This window comes from Pseudomonas sp. LBUM1655, from assembly GCF_059716085.1.
Map to the genome: position 1 here is coordinate 1912809 of NZ_CP166801.1, position 17563 is coordinate 1930371.

The window sequence follows — 17563 nt, forward strand, 5'->3', positions numbered from 1 at the left end:
ACGCTGCGATTGCGGTTTGTGTTGGTCTAGGTCAGCAATACCTGAGCCAATTTAAGGGGGCTGGATGACACTTTCATGTCGGTGGCCTTGCTTCAGGCCTTTTATTTGCCCGGTATCGGCGGCTGCCAACTAAGCGTAGACCATGCTCAAAGCCCCGGCGGGCAAGGGACTTGGCCGATGTATTGCAAGTCGTTAAGGCGACCGTTGAGCAGGTTTGTCATCTCTTGGTCATCTGCACTGCCTAGGCTTGCAACACTCGTTAACGGCTTGCAGGTCGTTCGGTTTTTGCCCTGAAACAGTGCTGGTCTAGTCCAGATAGGTAACGTTGATGCGCGATGAGGCAACAAAAGCGGTGACAGCGATTGGCCAGGTGTTGCAGGAGCAACTTGACCACGGGCTATTGGCGCCCGGCAGCAAGTTGCCGGCCGAGCGCAAGCTCAGTGAGTTGTTTGGCACGACGCGGATTACTGTGCGTGAGGCGTTGTTGCAGTTGGAGGCGCAGGGGCAGATTTATCGTGAGGAGCGGCGGGGCTGGTTCGTTTCGCCACCGCGTCTGGCCTACAACCTGATGCAGCGCAGTCACTTTCACGCGATGGTCAGTGCGCAGGGGCGGGTGCCTTCGACCGAGGTGATTTCGGCTCGACTGCAACCGGCTTCGGCGGCGGTGTGTGCCTGGTTGCAGTTGCCGGCGTTGTCGAGTGTGATTCAGATTTGTCGGTCGCGGCGGATTGATGGGCGGTTGGTGCTTTATGTAGAGCACTATTTGAATCCGCAGTATTTCCCGGGGATTTTAGAGTTTGATTTGAATCAGTCGATTACTGAGTTGTATGCGCGGCATTACGATTTGCACTATGGGCGGGTGCGGTTTGAGATCGTGCCTACGTCGTTGTCGGTGGATGCGGCGGCGGCTTTACGGGTGTCGGTGGGGAGCCCGGGGTTGCGGATTGCTCGGGTCAATTATGATCAGCATGAGCGGTTGATTGATTGTGATCTGGAGTTTTGGCGGCATGATGCGATTCATGTCGGGGTCGATGTCGTTTGATCGGTTGGGTGAATATCCGTTGCTTCGGGTGTTGCTGATTAGGGTTCCGCCCTTACGGCGGGTCACTTTTTCCAGACGCCGAAAAAGTAACCAAAAAGGCTTGCTCCTACGTCCGGCCCGCTCGCTAAAGCTCGGGGTTCCTTCGCTCCGGGATCGATCCGGGCGCAGCGCCTACGGTTTGCTTCGCTGCACCTCCTCTCGCTGTGTTTGGCTGCGCCAAACGGTCGCTGCGCTCCCACGCCCGGATCAATCCCTCCACTCAGCCTTCCGACGTCGCCCGTGGACCAAGATCAAAAGCGGTACTCGAGCTTGCGCTCATTGTGTTGAGTGGTGAGAAGCAGAAGCGATATAGGTTTACCGGGTGTACTCGATTCCTGTGGGAGCTGGCTTGCCAGCGATGGCGGCCTGACAACCGACCAAGCTCTGGCAGGGTGTCTGTATTCACTGTGGGAGCGAGCTTGCTCGCGAAGGCGCCCCCACAGTCACTCCATCTCTATTTGGCTGCCCCGGCATTGGCATACAAATAATCCGTCGCCAACGATGCCAGTGTCCTCACGCCAACCACCAACGCCGATTCATCCACAAAGAACCCCGGATTGTGATTCGGCGCGGCCTTGCTTATGTCTTGGTCTCGCGGAGTCACGCCGAGAAACACAAACAGCCCCGGCACTTCCTTGGCAAAGAACGAGAAGTCCTCCGCGCCACCCACCAGCGGCGCATTCACCACATCATCCTTGGCCGCCCACTTCAATGTCGGCAGCATTTTTTCGGTCAGTGCCGGGTTGTTGATGGTCGGGTCGTATTTTTCGATGATGGTGACGTCGGCTTTCGCACCACCGCTTTCGGCGATTTTCTCGACGGTCTGGCGCACGTCCGCATGCAGCTTCTGGCGGATGCCGTAGTCGTAGGAGCGGATGGTGCCGGTCATGTCGACGGATTCGGGAATGATGTTGTAACGGGTGCCGCCGTTGATGGTGCCGATGCTGACGACAGACGGGAAAGACGAAATGTCGGTGCGGCGGCTGACCACGGTTTGCAGGCCGACGATGGTTTGGGCGCCGACGGTAATCGGGTCGATGCCGTCCCAGGGGCGGCCGGCGTGGGTTTGTTTGCCGAGGATTTTGATGCGCAGGTCGTCAGAGCTGGCGAGGGTGGCTCCCGGGCGGTAGGCGATCTGGCCGGCCGGGACGCCGGCCCAGACGTGCAGGCCGAAAACGGCGTCGGGTTTGGGTGATTTCATCACGCCTTCTTCGACCATCATTTTCGCGCCCCAGGTGTTTTTGCCGTCAGGGATGAAGTCGCTTGGGCCTTCTTCGGCGGGTTGGAAGTAGAACACCACGGTGCCGGGCAGAGTGTCGCGCATGCCGGTGAGGATTTTCGCCGTGCTCAGCAGGATCGCGGTGTGGGCGTCGTGGCCGCAGGCGTGCATCACGTCGACTTCTTTGTCGAGGTAGGTGCCTTTGGCCTTCGAGGCGAACGGCAGGTCGGCGACTTCCTTGACCGGCAGCGCGTCCATGTCGGCGCGCAGGGCCACGGTCGGGCCGGGCAGCGCGCCTTTGAGGATGGCGACGACGCCCGTGCGGGCGACGCCGGTTTTCACCTCAAGGCCCATGGCTTTCAGTTGTTTGGCGACCAATTCGGACGTGCGTTTTTCCGTGTTGCCCAGTTCCGGGTGGGCGTGGATGTCGCGGCGGGTTTCCAGCAGTTCGGGCTCAAGTGCCTTGGCCTGCGTGGCGATTTGTTCGCGGCTGCTGTCCATCGTGGCAGCCCCGGCGTGGCCGGCGAACAAGGTGAACAGAACGGCTTGGGCAATACGTGTGAGCTGCATCGGGTTTCTCCTTGTTTATTATTCTTGGCTTCCCAGCCTGTGACCCGAACGTCGTGCCTAAGTGCTATTCCTTCGGCTGGCCACCACCGGCGGTGATCACTTGCACGCTCATGCGTGGCGTCGCCAGATCCAGCCCGGCTTCGTCGAGATGGCGCTTGAGCGACAGGTTGAAGGCTCGGGAAACTTCCCACTGTTTGATCGGCGCGGTCTTGAAGCGGGCGCGCAGAATCGCGCTGCCGGACTCGAAACTCTCTACACCCTGAATCTCCAGCGGCGACCAGATATTGCGGCGTTGCAACGGATCGGTGCGCATTTTCTGGCCGACGTCGCGCATCAGTTTGATCGCGTCGTCGATTTCCATGTTGTACGGCACCGCCACGCGGAAGATCGCGTAGCCGAATTCCCGTGAGTAGTTCTTGATGCTTTTGATTTCGCTGAACGGGATGGTGTGGACGATGCCGTCGATGTCGCGCAGGCGCACGGTGCGGATGGTCAGGCCTTCGACGGTGCCGAGGTGGCCTCCGACGTCGACGTAATCGTCGATGGCCAGCGAGTCCTCAATGATGATGAACAGGCCGGTGATCAAGTCCGCCACCAGCGACTGCGCACCGAAACCGATGGCCAGGCCGATCACGCCGGCACCGGCCAGCAGTGGCGTGACGTTCATGCCCATGTTCGCCAGGGCGACGATCAGCGCGATGATGAAAATCGCCACGAACAGCACGTTGCGGATCAGCGGCATCATCGTCTGCGCCCGCGCATTGGCCAGGCCTTTGCGCGAGCGAGTGAGGGCGTGGTGCACGGCGGTGTCGGCGAGGATCCAGATCAGCCAGGAGAAAACCAGTGTGCCGATCAGGCTTAACAGTTTGACGCTGACGTCATGCCCTTCGCCTTCGGCAAAACCGATCAGCGATTGGCCCCACACGCGCAGGCCGAGTTCGATGAACACCAGCCACACCAGCAAATGCGCGAGGGTATAGAAAAAGTTTTTCAGGCGCTCGGAGTACAGCGCGTGGCGTTTCGGCCCGCGTTGTGGCTTGAGCGAATGACGGCGCACGAGGCCGTTGATCACCATGCACATCACCAGCAAAACGGTGCAGATCAGCGACTGACGCAGCGCGGTGCTGGTGTCGCCGGCGGAGACGAAGGTGGCGAACAGCGAGATGCCGACCAGCACCAGCGCTGGTACGTACCAGAAGGTGCCGAGGATTTCGATGGTGTCGCTGAGCGCGCGTCGGGTCAGGCGTCGGGACAACGGCTGGTTGCGGATCAGGTGGGCGATCGGCCGGCGGAATCGCAGGATGAACAGCCCGGTCGACAGCGCAGCGAGAACATTGGCGATGGTCGCGGCGGTGTGCGCCAGATGTACGCCGAGGCTCTCGATCAGGCGCGGGTCGTTCAGCGCCTCCCCGAAGGCGGCGAAGCTGCCGATCAGCCACAACGGCCGAAACGCCTGATGGCGCAGGATGTACAACGCGCGATGGCGGTGTGGGCCGTCGAGCAGGGAAAAAGCGATCACGCAGATCGCCGAGAAGCAGGTGCCGACCACCAGCGCGTAGGCCAGCACCATCGCCAGGCTTTTGCCCAGAGACGACGGCAACGCATAACTCATGTAGACGGTGATCACCAACGCGATCAACCACGGCCCGAGCTTGCGCAATGCGAAGCGCAGCATGTCGACGGCCCTGGGGTGTTGCGGCAGTTCTTCAGTGAGTCCGAAGCGCATGCGCACCCGGTGACTGACCCAGATCAGCGCGGCGGCAAGCAGGCTCCAGACCATGAGAATCATGGCGAAGCCGAAAATGATCGGCAGCCATTCACTGGCCGGGAGCATCAGCGCTTTCAGTTCATCTTTGGCCAGATCGAATTCGTTGGACCAGCGAGTGACCGGGCTGCCAGCTCCGGAAAACTGTTTCTCGAAATTGGCCAGGGTGCCGCCAATCAACCCGAGCACGCCTTCTTCGGGAGAGGCCTGGGCTTTTTTCGTGGCGTCGCGCAGTTTCTTCAGATCGGTCAGCAATTGTGCACGTTGCTTGTCGTTTTCCAGCGACTTGATGACTTCGTCAAGGGACTGGCCAAGCGGTTCCTGGGCTTCTGGCTGCGTCTTGGTGGTGTTGAGCAGGCCCGGCAGACCGACCGCGTGGGCGGGCGCCATGGGCAGCAGCGTCATCAGGCAGATGAGGAACAGGCAGGGTAGAGCAAAAAGACGAGCAAACACTAGGCGGTCAACCTCGCAAGGGGCGGATTCGCTGGAGTGTACGAGGCCGCATTAATCAATGCGAGCCGGGCGCGGATTTATTCGTTGAGTTTGGCGAGGATCTTGTAGACCACGGTGGCGAGTATCGTCAGCATGCCGATCCACATGGCGAACACCCCGGCGTTCTTGTCGCGGAAGTTGAAGCCGACGGCCAGCAGGACCATTCCGCTCAGGATGGGAATGAGCATGGCGTGGAAGGAGGACAACGAGATCATGGTGACTGCCTTGTCGGAAGGGATGATTTGAGTCTAGGTCGGTTTCCACCTGTAGGAGCTGCCGCAGGCTGCGATCTTTTGATCCTGTTTTTGATTTATAAAACACAAGATCAAAAGATCGCAGCCTGCGGCAGCTCCTACAGGGGGCGTGTCGTGCCGAATTGTTACGGCAATTCGCGGCAGGCGTAGAAGGCGCTCAGCACTTTGACCAGATGTGCCAGGTCATGGCTGCCGCACAGTTCACGGATCGAGTGCATGGCGAAGGTCGGCAGGCCGATATCGACCGTGCGCACGCCCAGATGGCTGGCGGTGATCGGGCCGATGGTCGAGCCGCAGCCCATGTCGCTGCGCACCACGAAGCTCTGCACCGGCACTTCTTCGGCCATGCACAGGTGACGGAAGAACCCGGCGGTTTCGCTGTTGGTGGCGTAGCGCTGGTTGCTGTTGACCTTGATCACCGGGCCGGCGTTGAGTTTCGGGCCGTGGTTGGCGTCGTGCTTCTCGGCGTAGTTGGGGTGTACGCCGTGGGCGTTGTCGGCCGAGACCAGCAGCGATTTCTGGATGGTGCGGACGAACTCGTCACCTTCCGGCAGCAGGCGACGCAGGGTCTGTTCGAGCATCGGGCCATCGGCACCGCAGGCTGAGCAGGAGCCGACTTCTTCGTGGTCGTTGGCGACCAACACGCAGGTTTCGTCGGTCTCGGCTGTGAGCAAGGCTTGCAGGCCGGCGTAGCACGACAGCAGATTGTCGAGGCGCGCGCCGGCAATGAAGTCGCCGTTCAGGCCAATCACCGCAGCGCTTTGCGTGTCGTAGAAGCTCAGCTCGTAATCGAGCACCACATCGGCGTTGAGGCCGTGTTCGCGGGCCAGTTGATCGGTGAGTACGGCGCGGAAGTCGACGCGTTCGTCACCGGCAAATTGCGCGAGGATCGGCGGCAGTTCGGTTTGAGCATTGATCGCCCAGCCCTGATTGGCTTCACGGTTGAGGTGAATGGCCAGGTTGGGAATGATCGCGATCGGGGCCTTGAAGTCGATCAACTGGCTCTCGACCTTGCCGTCACGGCGGAAGGTCACGCGGCCGGCCAGCGACAGATCGCGGTCGAACCACGGCGCCAGCAGCGCGCCGCCGTAGACTTCGACGCCCAATTGCCAGAAGCCCTGACGTTGCAGCTCCGGTTGTGGCTTGACCCGCAGGCACGGGCTGTCGGTGTGTGCCCCGACGAGGCGGATGCCACCGTGCAGCGGTGAGTGACGGCCCATTTTGATCGCGACGATCGAGGAGTCGTTACGAGTAACGTAGTAGCGGCCGTTGGGCTCGGTAGTCCATGGCTCGCGCTCGTCGAGGCGCACAAAACCGGCGGCCTCCAGACGTTGAACAAGGCTGGCGGTGGCGTGGAACGGGGTAGGGGAGGCCTTGAGGAAGTCGATCAGGCCTTGGTTCAACTCTTCGCGCATAAGAAGCTCCAGACAGCAATGGGCGGGAGTTTAACGCATCGGTTGGGGCATGACATGCGGTCGTTGCTGCGCATGCATAACCTGTAGGAGCTGCCGAAGGCTGCGATCTTTTGATCTGGTGTTTCGTAAATCAAAAACCAGAGCAAAAGATCGCAGCCTTCGGCAGCTCCTACATGGGGCCAGCGGTGCCATTCAGAACGGCGCCGGGCACTCGAAGCGCAGACGCTCACCGGTTTGCGGGTGGGTGAAGCTGAGCATGCTCGCGTGCAGGCACAGGCGCGGCCAGGCTGCCAGTGCCTGTTCGTGGGCATAGAGCCCGTCACCGAGCAGCGGATGCCCGATGGATAGCATGTGCACGCGCAACTGGTGCGAGCGACCGGTGATCGGCGTCAGCTCGACGCGGCACCAGTCGCCGCAACGTTCCAGCACGCGCCAGAAGGTCAGCGCATGCTTGCCGAATTCGTGATCGACCACGTGGCGCGGCTTGGTCGGCGGATCGTAGCGCAACGGCAGGTCGATGCTGCCGCTGTCCAGTACAGGCTGACCCCAGGCCAATGCGGTGTAGGCCTTTTCGGTTTCTCGGTCGTGAAACTGGCGCGAGAGTTCGCGGTGAGTGTCGGCGTCACGGGCGAGCAGAATGATGCCGGAGGTTTCCCAGTCCAGACGATGGACGATGCGCGCTTCCGGGTAGCCGTTTTCCTGCAGGCGGGTAATCAGGCAGTCCTTGTTGTCGTCGGCGCGACCGGGCACCGAGAGCAGCAGGGTCGGTTTGTCGACCACCAGTACGGCGGCGTCCTGATGGATGATGCGGATGTTGGACAACGGCATTAAAACAGCCTCGTAACAAATGCCAACGGCGGCTCAGGGCCATTCCGGTATGGGAATGGCCCTGAGCCGCCGTCGTTCCTGCCGTATCGACTCAGCGATCAGGCAGGGTGATGTTGAGTTCCAGAATCGAGCAACTGCCCTGGCTTTCCAGTGCAACATGTACGTCGTCGTTGCCGATGTTGACGTACTTGCGGATCACGTCGACCAGTTCCTTCTGCAAGGCTGGCAAGTAATCCGGCGTGCTGCGCTGGCCGCGCTCATGCGCCACGATGATCTGTAGACGCTCTTTCGCTACCGAGGCGGTACTTGGCTTTTTGTTGGCACGAAAGAAGTCAAAAAGGTTCATTACCTACCTCCAAACAGGCGCTCGAAGAATCCCTTCTTCTCGACATCGAGGAAACGGTGGGCTTTTTCTTTGCCCAGCAAGCGGTCGACGGTATCGCTGTACGCCTGACCGGCATCGCTCTGATCGTCGAGAATGACCGGTACGCCCTGGTTGGATGCCTTGAGCACCGCCTGGGATTCCGGGATCACGCCCAGCAGCGTTACCGAGAGGATATCCTTGACGTCTTCAACGCCAAGCATCTCGCCCTTTTCAACACGCTCTGGATGGTAGCGGGTGATCAGCAGGTGTTCCTTGATCGGGTCTTCGCCACGTTCGGCGCGACGCGATTTGCTCGCCAGCAGGCCGAGCATGCGGTCCGAATCTCGTACCGAGGACACTTCCGGGTTGGTCACGACGATCGCTTCGTCAGCGAAGTACATGGCCAGGTGCGCGCCTTTTTCGATGCCCGCCGGGGAGTCGCAGACCACGAACTCGAATTGTTCCTTGAGCTCCATCAGGACTTTTTCCACGCCTTCGACAGTCAGCGCGTCTTTGTCGCGGGTCTGACTGGCGGCCAGTACGTAGAGGTTTTCCAGACGCTTGTCTTTGATCAGAGCCTGTTGCAGGTTGGCTTCGCCGTTGACCACGTTGACGAAGTCATACACCACGCGGCGCTCGCAACCCATGATCAGGTCAAGGTTACGCAAGCCCACGTCGAAGTCGACGATTACTGTTTTGTGGCCGCGCAGAGCGAGGCCGGTACCGATAGCGGCGCTGGTGGTGGTCTTACCCACACCACCCTTGCCGGATGTAACCACGAGAATCTTGGCCAAGGTGTTTCACCCCTAAGGAAGAAGGACTTTTTAGCCCCTGAAAAACATCTCTTGAAAACTACTGCAGTCGGACAGCCTTGGCTGGAATTCGGCTTTTGGCCATTTTCCTACTTCGTTTGAGCCGTTTTCGCTACGTTTTAGAGATGCTTGGAAAATGCGGCAGTATCCGTTAAAGCCGAATGATGTTCAACACGTCGCCCGACAGGCTGACCTGTACGCCCGAGCCCCACATCGGATCGCGACGCAAGTCTTCGGAAACCTTGTAGTGGCCTGCGATGGAGATCAGTTCAGCGCTCAATTGCTGACAGAAAATCCGCGCCTTGGTGTCGCCCTTGACCCCGGCCAGCGCACGACCGCGCATCGGGCCGTATACATGGATGTTGCCATCGGCAAGAAGTTCCGCCCCCGGACTGACCGAGGACACCACGACCAGATCGCCACCCTGGGCATATATCTGTTGGCCACCACGCACTGGCGTAGTGATGACACGGGTCGGTTTGATGGTCGGCTCCGGCGGCTTTTCCGGTTTCTTTTTGACTTCGGCTTCCGGGGTTTCCAACGGTCGTTCACGGGCGCCGGATGGCGGCAGCACCGGAATGTCGATGGCGATGGCGGCGGCGATGTCTTCGATACGGCTGGCGCGAATCGCCAGGGTGCGCAGGCCATGCTGGCGGCACACGCGCATCAGGCCCGGCAGATCGACCGCGCCTTCGCTCGGTGGCAGTTTGTCCAGCGCCAGAACCAGCGGCGCGTTGCTGAAGAAGTTCGGCGCCTGGGCGACTTTGGCGGCCAATTGCCGATCGAGGCTTTCGAGGTCGTTACGGGCCAGTTCCAGCACAGTGATGGCCAGCATGCTGCCCTTGAGCTGGAATACGGGATCTTGGTCTAACGGTTCGGTTTGGCTCATGTCGGCATACAACGGCTTGTCACTAAAAGTGCCGAGACTTATAACGAGAACGCCCGCGAGCCGCAAGCCGGGTCGAACGATGTAGAATGCGCGGCCACTGTATTTACGGAAGCTTTAATGGATCGCCCGCGTTTTCGAAAAGCATTTCTTGCTCCACGCTTCTGGCCGCTCTGGTGCGGGCTGGGGCTTTTGTGGCTGATCGTGCAATTGCCGTATCCGGCGTTGCTGACCATCGGTCGATTTTTGGGCGCCTTGATGTATCGCGTGGCCGGCGACCGGCGGCGCATCGCCAAGCGCAATCTTGAACTGTGCTTCCCGGAAAAATCCGCCGCCGAGCGCAAACGCCTGCTCAAGGCAAACTTCGCCTCTACCGGTATCGCCTTTTTTGAAATGGCGATGAGCTGGTGGTGGTCCCGTGAGCGCCTGGCGAAACTGGCTCACATCGAAGGCCTGGAGCATTTGCAAAAGGCCCAGCGCGAAGGCAAAGGCGTGATCCTGATGGCCGCGCATTTCACCACGCTGGAAATCGGCGCGGCACTGCTCGGTCAGCAGCACACCATCGACGGCATGTACCGCGAACACAAAAATCCGTTGTTCGACTTTGTTCAGCGCCGCGGCCGCGAGCGGCACAACCTCGATTCGCTGGCGGTGGAACGCGACGACGTGCGCGGCATGCTCAAGTTGCTGCGTTCCGGTCGGGCGATCTGGTACGCACCGGATCAGGACTACGGCGCCAAGCAAAGTATTTTCGTGCCGCTGTTCGGCATTCAGGCCGCGACCGTGACCGCGACCACCAAATTCGCCCGGTTGGGTAAAGCGCTGGTGGTGCCGTTCACTCAAGAGCGTCTGGCGGACGGCAGCGGTTATCGCCTGACGATTCACCCGCCGCTGGAAGACTTCCCCGGCGAGACCGAAGAGGCCGACTGCATCCGCATCAACCAGTGGGTCGAGAGCGCATTGCGTGCCTGTCCCGAGCAATACCTGTGGGCGCATCGCCGCTTCAAAAGCCGTCCGCCGGGCGAGCCGAAGCTGTACGCCAAACGCGGTTGAACCAATCCCTATAAGCACCATGGAGTGTTGCGATGAGCCCAGCTGAACCGGTCACAGGTTTGATTCTTTCCGGCGGCGGGGCTCGGGCGGCGTATCAGGTGGGGGTGCTGGCGGCGATTGCCGAGTTGCTGCCGTTGGGTGCCGACAATCCGTTTCCGGTAATCGTCGGCACCTCGGCCGGGGCAATCAACGCGGTCAGTCTGGCCAGTGGTGCCACGGACTTTCGTGCTGCCATCGAACGCCTGACCCTGTTCTGGCAGGGCTTTCGCAGCCACCGCGTGCTGCGCAGCGACTGGCCTGGCGTGATCCGCCAGGCCAGCCGCTTCGTCAGCCACAGCTTGCTTGGCCTCGGTCGCCAGCTGCCGGTGGCGCTGCTCAACAGTTCGCCACTGCGCGACCTGCTCAATGAAAAACTGCACATGCCCGGCATCGCCGAATCCATCGCGCGCAAGCAATTGCATGCGGTGGCGGTGACCGCGTTCGGCTACGAGTCGGGGCAGGCGGTGACGTTCTATCAGGGTGGCGGCAAGATTGATGCGTGGTTGCGCCATCGACGCATCGGTGTGCCGACGCAATTGTCGGTGGAGCATCTGCTGGCGAGTTCGGCAATTCCGCTGTTGTTCGCTCCGGTGAAAATCGGTGAGGAATATTTCGGCGACGGCGCGGTGCGGCAATCGGCGCCGATCAGCCCGGCGTTGCACCTGGGCGCCAGTCGCGTGCTGGTGGTCGGCGTCAGCGGCAACCCGCGCGGGTTCGATCCCGAGCAGCCACTGGAGCGCACCTACACCGGTCAACAGCCGACGCTGGCGCAGATCGGCGGGCACATGCTCAACAGCACGTTCATTGACAGCCTGGAGGGCGATATCGAGCTGCTTCAGCGTCTCAACCAGTTCAGCCATCTGATGCCCGCAGGTACGCCGACTCGCGAGTTGGGTGTGGCGCCGGTGGAGGTGTTGGTGATTTCGCCGAGTCAGCCAATCGATGAGATCGCGGCGCGACATCGGCAGGAATTGCCGGCGGCGTTGCGCTTGTTCTTGCGTGGGCCGGGGGCGACCAAGACCAGTGGGGCAGGGGTGTTGAGTTATCTGCTGTTCGAGGCGGGGTATTGCAGCGAGTTGATCGATCTGGGGCGGCGAGATGCGTTGGCCAAGCGTGAGGAGCTTTGCCGGTTTTTAGGATTGCGGCAGGAGTGAGATCTGCGGTGAGGCCTTCGCGAGCAGGCTCGCTCCCACAGGGATTTGTGTCGTTCACAAAACTAATGTGGGAGCGAGCCTGCTCGCGAAGCTTTTAGAGCGAAAGATCGCAGCCTGCGATCTTTTGATCTTTATCAGAAGTGGAACTTCACCAGGAAGCTTGTGGTGCTCTGATTGGTCTTGAACGCACCGGTATCGTCGATCCCGTACTTGTCTTTCCAGTAGTCGTATTCAACACCGACATACAACTGCTTCTCGCCGAAACTCAGCGCCTTGCCCAGGTCGTATTTGACCTGTGGGTTGAAGTGCAGGTTGGCGTGGTAATCGCCCTTGGAGTTGGAGTCGTTGTCAGTCACCCAGTCCATGAAGCCGTCGATGAGGATGTCCGACTTGCCGACCGGGATGGTGTAGGACCAGACCGGGGTGATCTGCCAGACGTTGTCACCGGCGCGTGCACCTTGGGTGTGGCGCTGGTAGAAGTTCAACTGGAAGTAGTCGAAGCCCGGGATGGCCAGGTCGAAGCCCGGACCGATCAGGTACGACTCGGTGTCGCCTTCGCCGAACTCGTAGGTCATCGCCACCAGAACGTCTTTGATCGGGCCGAACTCGATCTTCTGGTCGAGCACTTTGCCCAGCGAGATGCGCGGGCTGAACTCACCGTAGTAGGTGTTCGGGCCGTTGCTGAAGTCCTTGCCACCGTTGTAGAAGATCTTGTCGAGGAAGAAGAAGTTATCCCCGTACTTCCACGCATCGGCGTGCTCGAAGGTGACGGTCTGCTGGATGCGCGGGTTGACCTGGAAATCCTTGCCATAGAGGTAAGTCAGGCTGTTGTTCTGCCATTGCAGCAGGCCTTCGGCCATGGCCTGCCCCCCGGCCAACATCGATCCCGCGAGCATCAGGCTGGTGCACATACGTTTCATTCGGTTGCTCCCAAAGTAGGTGTTCCACGTTTATTTTTTTAAGATCGGCGCTCTGGTGTGGCGCCTTTTTTCGTTGCTGCAAAAGTCATCCGATCGGTCAGCTTCGCTATGGATAGCAAGAGCTGGGCCAACGCTTTCAGAAAGCAAAAAAACGCCCGTTCGGCTGCTGAAAAACAGTCGATTGAGCGTGTTTTCGGGATGCCTCGGTACTGGCCGGGGCCGGGATAAGTTGGCTTTTCGGTCAGGAATTAAATCCGGGCTTTTTTTTAGACCGAATTCAAGAGGCCGCGGAGAATACTGACTCCTTGGCCAGCTCTCAAGTGCCCCGCAACAGAGCACCGACGACAGGTATGGGGCACGGTTGCGGGTCATCTTAGAAGTGCACCTTCACCAGCAGGCTGGCGGTGTTCTGATTGGTGTCGAGGTTGCGGCTGTTTTCGACCCCGTATTTATTTTTCCAATAGCTGTACTCGGTGCCGACGTACAACTGCTTATGACTCCAGCCAAGGGCTTTGCCGAGGTCATATTTGATCTGCGGATTGATGTGCAGGTTGGCGTGGTAGGTGCCGCGCGAGTTCTCGTCGTTGTCGACAACCCAGTCCAGATAGCCGTCGATCAGCAGATCGGAATTGCCCACGGGAATGCTGTAGGACCAGCCGGGGGTGATCTGCCAGACGCCATCGCCGGGACGCGGGCCCTCGGTCTGGCGACGGAAGATGTTCAGGGTGACGTAGTTGAAGCCGGGCACTTTGAGGTCAAAGCCTGGGCCGATCAGATAGGCCTCGCTTTCACCTTCGCCGTACTCGTAGGTCATCGCCAGCAAGACGTCCTTGATCGGGCCGAACTCGATTTTCTGATCGAAGATCTTGCCGAACGAAAAACGCGGAGTGAATTCGCCGTAGAAGGTGTGCGGGCCTTTGTTGCGGTCTTCCTGGCCGTTGTAGAAGATCTTGTCGACGAACAGGAAGTTGTCGCCGTACTTCCACTTGTCAGCATGTTCGAACGTCACCGTCTGCTGAATCGACGGGTTGATCGCGAAATTCTTGCCGTACAGATAGCTCAGGCTGTTGGTCTGCCACAGCAATAAATCGCCGGCCATGGCTTGGGATGCGGCCAGCAGGCAGCCGCTCAACAGCAGGTTGGTTTGCGTGCGAATCATCTGTTGCTCCCTCTTGTTTTTATTTTTCAGGCGCAGAGTTGCTCTCCCACAAGGGGCTATCGGTGTTGCTGTTAATGCGGGTGCGCGTGGCAGTCGTTGATCGCTGCGCGCTCTTTGCCGCCAAGAATGTTGAACAGCAGATTCAGCGTCAGCGCACTGAGCGTGGCCATGGCGATACCGCTGTGGGTGATCGGGCTCATCCACAGCGGCAGGTGGGCGAAGAACTCCGGACGCACCACCGGGATCAGGCCCATGCCGATGCTCACTGCCACCAGCAACTGATTGCGACGATCACCGATGTCGGCTTCTTGCAGGATCTTGATCCCGGTGGCCGCGACCATGCCGAACATCGCAATCGCAGCACCACCCAATACGGCCGGTGGAATCGAGGCCACGAGAAAGGCCGCTTTCGGTAGCAGGCTGAGCATGATGAGCAAGCCGCCGGCGACGATGGTCACCGAGCGGCAGCGCACGCCGGTCATCTGCACCAGGCCGATGTTCTGCGCGAACGAAGAGTGGGTGAAGGTGTTGAAGAACCCGGCAACGAACGACGCGCCGGCATCGCACAGCAAGCCGCGACGCAGCATGCGCGGGCAGACTTCCTGGCCGGTGATCTTGCCCAGCGCCAAGAACATCCCGGTGGACTCGACGAAGATGATCACCACCACCAGGCACATCGACAGGATCGGTGCGAGTTCGAATTTCGGCATGCCGAAGTGCAGCGGGGTAACGAACTGAATCCACGGCGCGTTGGCCATGCCGCTCAAGTCGACCATGCCGATCGCCCCGCACAGCAGGTAGCCGAAGCACATGCCGATCAACACGGAGATATTGACCCAGAAACCGCGCATGAAGCGGTGGATCAGCAAAATGGTGCCCAGCACCAGTGCGGCGATGGCCAGATAAATCGGTGAACCGAATTGCGCAGCGGCAGCACCGCCACCGGCCCAATTCACGGCCACGGGGAACAGCGACAAACCGATCGAGGTGATCACCGTGCCCGTCACCAGCGGCGGGAAGAAGCGCACGACTTTGGACATGAACGGCGCGATGATCATGCCGAAGAAACCGGCGGCGATCGTTGCACCGAAGATCCCTTGCAGACCGATACCGGGCATCCCGGCCATGGCGACCATGCTGCCCACAGCGGCAAAACTGGCGCCCATCATCACCGGCATGCGAATGCCCATCGGGCCGATGCCCATCGACTGCACGATGGTGGCGATGCCGGCGACCAGCAGGTCGGCGTTGATCAGGAAGGCGATTTCTTCACGACTCAGGCCAGCGGCCTGTCCGATGATCAGCGGCACCGCGATGGCACCGCCGTACATCAGCAGAACATGTTGCAAACCGACCAGGATCAGTTGCAAAAGGGGCAAACGCTGAATGGCGGGTGCGTCGGGGATGCGCGCTTTGTACAGCTCGGACATGCAACACCTCGGATCTTTTTTATTCTTGTGATTGAACAGCTGCCGGGTTGCTCACAGCTGTTTTTTTGCATCAGGTAAACCGCGCTGCGGCTAATCGCTGGCAAGCCAGCTCCCACAGGATTCAGGTAATCCCTGTGGGAGCTGGCTTGCCAGCGATGCTTTTACTGCTTAGTTGGTCTGGGCTCCCTGGGCGATCCAGGCACCGATCAGGTCACGTTCCTGCTGGGTCATCTGTGTGATGTTGCCCAGTGGCATGATCTGTGTGGTGATGGCTTGCGCCTGGATCCGCGCCGCGTTCTGGCGGATCTGCTCAGGGGTGTCGAGCATCACGCCGGCCGGGGCGGCGCTGAACAGTGGGCTGGTCGGTTTGGCCGAGTGGCACACCGTGCAACGTTCCTGGATCACGTTGTGCACCTTGTCGAAACCGGGGCCGGCGTTGGACGCCTGTGCCGGTGCCGCAGCCGGGGTGGCAGGTGCTGCAGGTTGCGCTGCTTCAGCCGGTTTCGCGCCACCACCCAGTGCCGTTTCCGGCAGCGGCTGGTACTCGATTTTCGCTGGTGCGTTGGACACTTCCGGAGCTGTCGACATCGGCGTTGGGCCGGTGACGTAAGCCAGGCTGATCATCCCGACCGCTGCGACAGGCAGCGTCCAGGCAAACTTGTGGCTGTCATGACGGGTATTGAAGTAGTGACGCACCAACACTGCAAACACTGCGATCCCGGCGAGGATCAACCAGTTGTACTGGCTGCCGTAAGTGCTCGGGAAGTGGTTGCTGATCATGATGAACAGCACCGGCAGGGTGAAGTAGTTGTTATGACGCGAACGCAACAAGCCTTTGGCTGGCAGCGCCGGATCGGGCGTGCGGTTCTCGGCAATCGCCGCCACCAGTGCGCGCTGCGCCGGCATGATGATGCGGAACACGTTGCCGACCATGATGGTGCCGATGATCGCGCCGACGTGCAGGTACGCACCACGACCGCTGAACACCTTGCTGAAGCCATATGCCGCGCCGATGATCAGCACGAACAGGATGAAACCGAGCAGGGCAGGGCGTTTGCCCAGAGCGGAGTCGCACAGGAAGGAGTAGATGAACCAGCCGAGGAACAGCGAGCCGATACCGATGGCCACGCCTTCAGGGCCGCTCAGCGTGCTGCCCGGAGCCAGCAGGTAAAGCGTCGGGTTGTAGTAGAACACCACGCACAGCAGCGCGATCCCCGACATCCAGGTGAAGTAGGCTTCCCATTTGAACCAGTGCAGGTTCTCCGGCATTGCCGGCGGGGCCAGTTTGTATTTTTCCAGGTGGTAGATACCGCCGCCGTGGATCGCCCACAGATCACCGGCCAGACCGGTTTTCGGGTTGACGCGGTTGAGGTTGTTCTCCAGCCAGACGAAGTAGAACGACGCGCCGATCCAGGCCACGCCAGTGATCATGTGAACCCAGCGCACGCTCAGGTTCAGCCATTCCAACAGATGTGCTTCCACAGTCTTTACCTCTCGCCTGTCACCCTTGTTGTCGGGTGATCAGACCTTCTCTTATTGGTGGGGGGCGAGGATCAAACGCTCATCCTCTTTGAAAAAATGCTCATCGCAGTTATTGCCTGTGCCACTGCGATCAACCACCAGGAAGTCATCCCGCTTTTCGATCGTCAGCACCGGGTGGTGCCAGACGCCGCGATGGTAATTAATGCCCTGCCTGCCGTTGGTGACGAAGGCGCGGACCAAGCCTGATACAGGTTCATCGCCAAGTGGCGCGACCACGATCAGAAAGGGGTTGCCGAGCAGCGGAATGAAAGCCTGGCTGCCCAGCGGATGGCGTTCCAGCATGCAAACGGTCAGCGGCATGTCCTGCGCGTCGGCGCGGAAGATGCTGATGATCGCGTTGTCCTCAGGCGTAGCGGTTTCGACCGTCGCCAGTTTGTGGAAGCGCATGGTCGAACCGTTGTTGATCATGAAGTGATCGCTGCCGTCGGTTTCGATTACGTCACCGAAAGGGGCGAAGGCTTCTTTGGTCAGCGGTTCAATCGTCAGTGTGCGCATGCTGTTCTTCTTGTCTTCAAATGTATGTTCAATTCACTGCAATCCCTGTAGGAGCTGGCGAAGCCTGCGATCTTTTGATCTTGAA

16 protein-coding genes are annotated in these 17563 nt (G+C 60.0%); 3 read left to right on the plus strand and 13 right to left on the minus strand.

The features are described from left to right. The first annotated feature begins 328 nt into the window (after positions 1–328). Positions 329–1042, plus strand: a complete 714-nt coding sequence (locus ACA074_RS08620) for a UTRA domain-containing protein (protein WP_187677495.1) — start codon at positions 329–331, stop codon at positions 1040–1042. Positions 1043–1535: 493 nt separating this feature from the next. Here ACA074_RS08620 and ACA074_RS08625 read toward each other — a convergent pair whose 3' ends face one another. The 8 genes from ACA074_RS08625 to minC form a co-directional block, all read right to left on the minus strand. Beyond that, positions 1536–2870, minus strand: a complete 1335-nt coding sequence (locus tag ACA074_RS08625) for an amidohydrolase (protein ID WP_497678780.1) — start codon at positions 2868–2870, stop codon at positions 1536–1538. A gap of 64 nt (positions 2871–2934) precedes the next feature. Beyond that, positions 2935–5088: a mechanosensitive ion channel domain-containing protein gene (locus ACA074_RS08630; protein ID WP_497678781.1), complete on the minus strand. Its 2154-nt coding sequence runs from the start codon at positions 5086–5088 to the stop codon at positions 2935–2937. A 77-nt stretch (positions 5089–5165) separates the two neighbouring features. Beyond that, a complete protein-coding gene (locus tag ACA074_RS08635; protein ID WP_497678782.1) occupies positions 5166–5342 on the minus strand; it encodes a hypothetical protein in 177 nt (58 codons plus the stop codon). Positions 5343–5506: 164 nt separating this feature from the next. Continuing rightward, on the minus strand, positions 5507–6796 hold the full coding sequence (locus ACA074_RS08640) for a M18 family aminopeptidase (RefSeq protein WP_187681369.1): 1290 nt from the start codon (positions 6794–6796) through the stop codon (positions 5507–5509). A gap of 192 nt (positions 6797–6988) precedes the next feature. Then, the gene (locus ACA074_RS08645) at positions 6989–7624 is read right to left on the minus strand and encodes an RluA family pseudouridine synthase (RefSeq protein WP_497678783.1); all 636 of its coding nucleotides are present in this window, start codon (positions 7622–7624) and stop codon (positions 6989–6991) included. A gap of 91 nt (positions 7625–7715) precedes the next feature. Further along, on the minus strand, positions 7716–7970 hold the full coding sequence (gene minE, locus ACA074_RS08650; RefSeq protein ID WP_003223146.1) for a cell division topological specificity factor MinE: 255 nt from the start codon (positions 7968–7970) through the stop codon (positions 7716–7718). Further along, positions 7970–8782, minus strand: coding sequence for a septum site-determining protein MinD (gene minD / locus ACA074_RS08655; protein WP_187680056.1), 813 nt, complete (start codon positions 8780–8782; stop codon positions 7970–7972). The genes minE and minD overlap by 1 nt, the downstream gene beginning before the upstream one ends. 169 nt (positions 8783–8951) lie before the next feature. After that, positions 8952–9689: a septum site-determining protein MinC gene (minC, locus tag ACA074_RS08660; RefSeq protein ID WP_038367080.1), complete on the minus strand. Its 738-nt coding sequence runs from the start codon at positions 9687–9689 to the stop codon at positions 8952–8954. A gap of 117 nt (positions 9690–9806) precedes the next feature. On the opposite strand from minC, the gene ACA074_RS08665 reads away from it, so the two are divergent. Beyond that, positions 9807–10739, plus strand: a complete 933-nt coding sequence (locus ACA074_RS08665; protein WP_497678784.1) for a lipid A biosynthesis lauroyl acyltransferase — start codon at positions 9807–9809, stop codon at positions 10737–10739. Positions 10740–10771: 32 nt separating this feature from the next. Further along, a complete protein-coding gene (locus ACA074_RS08670) occupies positions 10772–11932 on the plus strand; it encodes a patatin-like phospholipase family protein (RefSeq protein ID WP_497678785.1) in 1161 nt (386 codons plus the stop codon). A gap of 134 nt (positions 11933–12066) precedes the next feature. Here ACA074_RS08670 and ACA074_RS08675 read toward each other — a convergent pair whose 3' ends face one another. The 5 genes from ACA074_RS08675 to ACA074_RS08695 all read right to left on the minus strand — a co-directional run bounded on the left by ACA074_RS08675 (position 12067) and on the right by ACA074_RS08695 (position 17478). After that, on the minus strand, positions 12067–12852 hold the full coding sequence (locus ACA074_RS08675) for an outer membrane protein OmpK (protein WP_007913962.1): 786 nt from the start codon (positions 12850–12852) through the stop codon (positions 12067–12069). 373 nt (positions 12853–13225) lie between these two features. Then, entirely contained in the window at positions 13226–14011 is a 786-nt protein-coding gene (locus ACA074_RS08680; RefSeq protein WP_497678786.1) for an outer membrane protein OmpK, read from the minus strand. A 71-nt stretch (positions 14012–14082) separates the two neighbouring features. Beyond that, positions 14083–15441 carry a nucleobase:cation symporter-2 family protein gene (locus ACA074_RS08685; RefSeq protein ID WP_497658987.1) on the minus strand — a complete coding sequence of 453 codons (1359 nt, stop codon included), beginning with the start codon at positions 15439–15441 and terminating at the stop codon, positions 14083–14085. 168 nt (positions 15442–15609) lie between these two features. Beyond that, positions 15610–16923: a urate hydroxylase PuuD gene (locus tag ACA074_RS08690; protein ID WP_497678787.1), complete on the minus strand. Its 1314-nt coding sequence runs from the start codon at positions 16921–16923 to the stop codon at positions 15610–15612. A gap of 51 nt (positions 16924–16974) precedes the next feature. Further along, on the minus strand, positions 16975–17478 hold the full coding sequence (locus ACA074_RS08695; protein ID WP_008005655.1) for an ureidoglycolate lyase: 504 nt from the start codon (positions 17476–17478) through the stop codon (positions 16975–16977). Between the last annotated feature and the right edge of the window lie 85 nt (positions 17479–17563).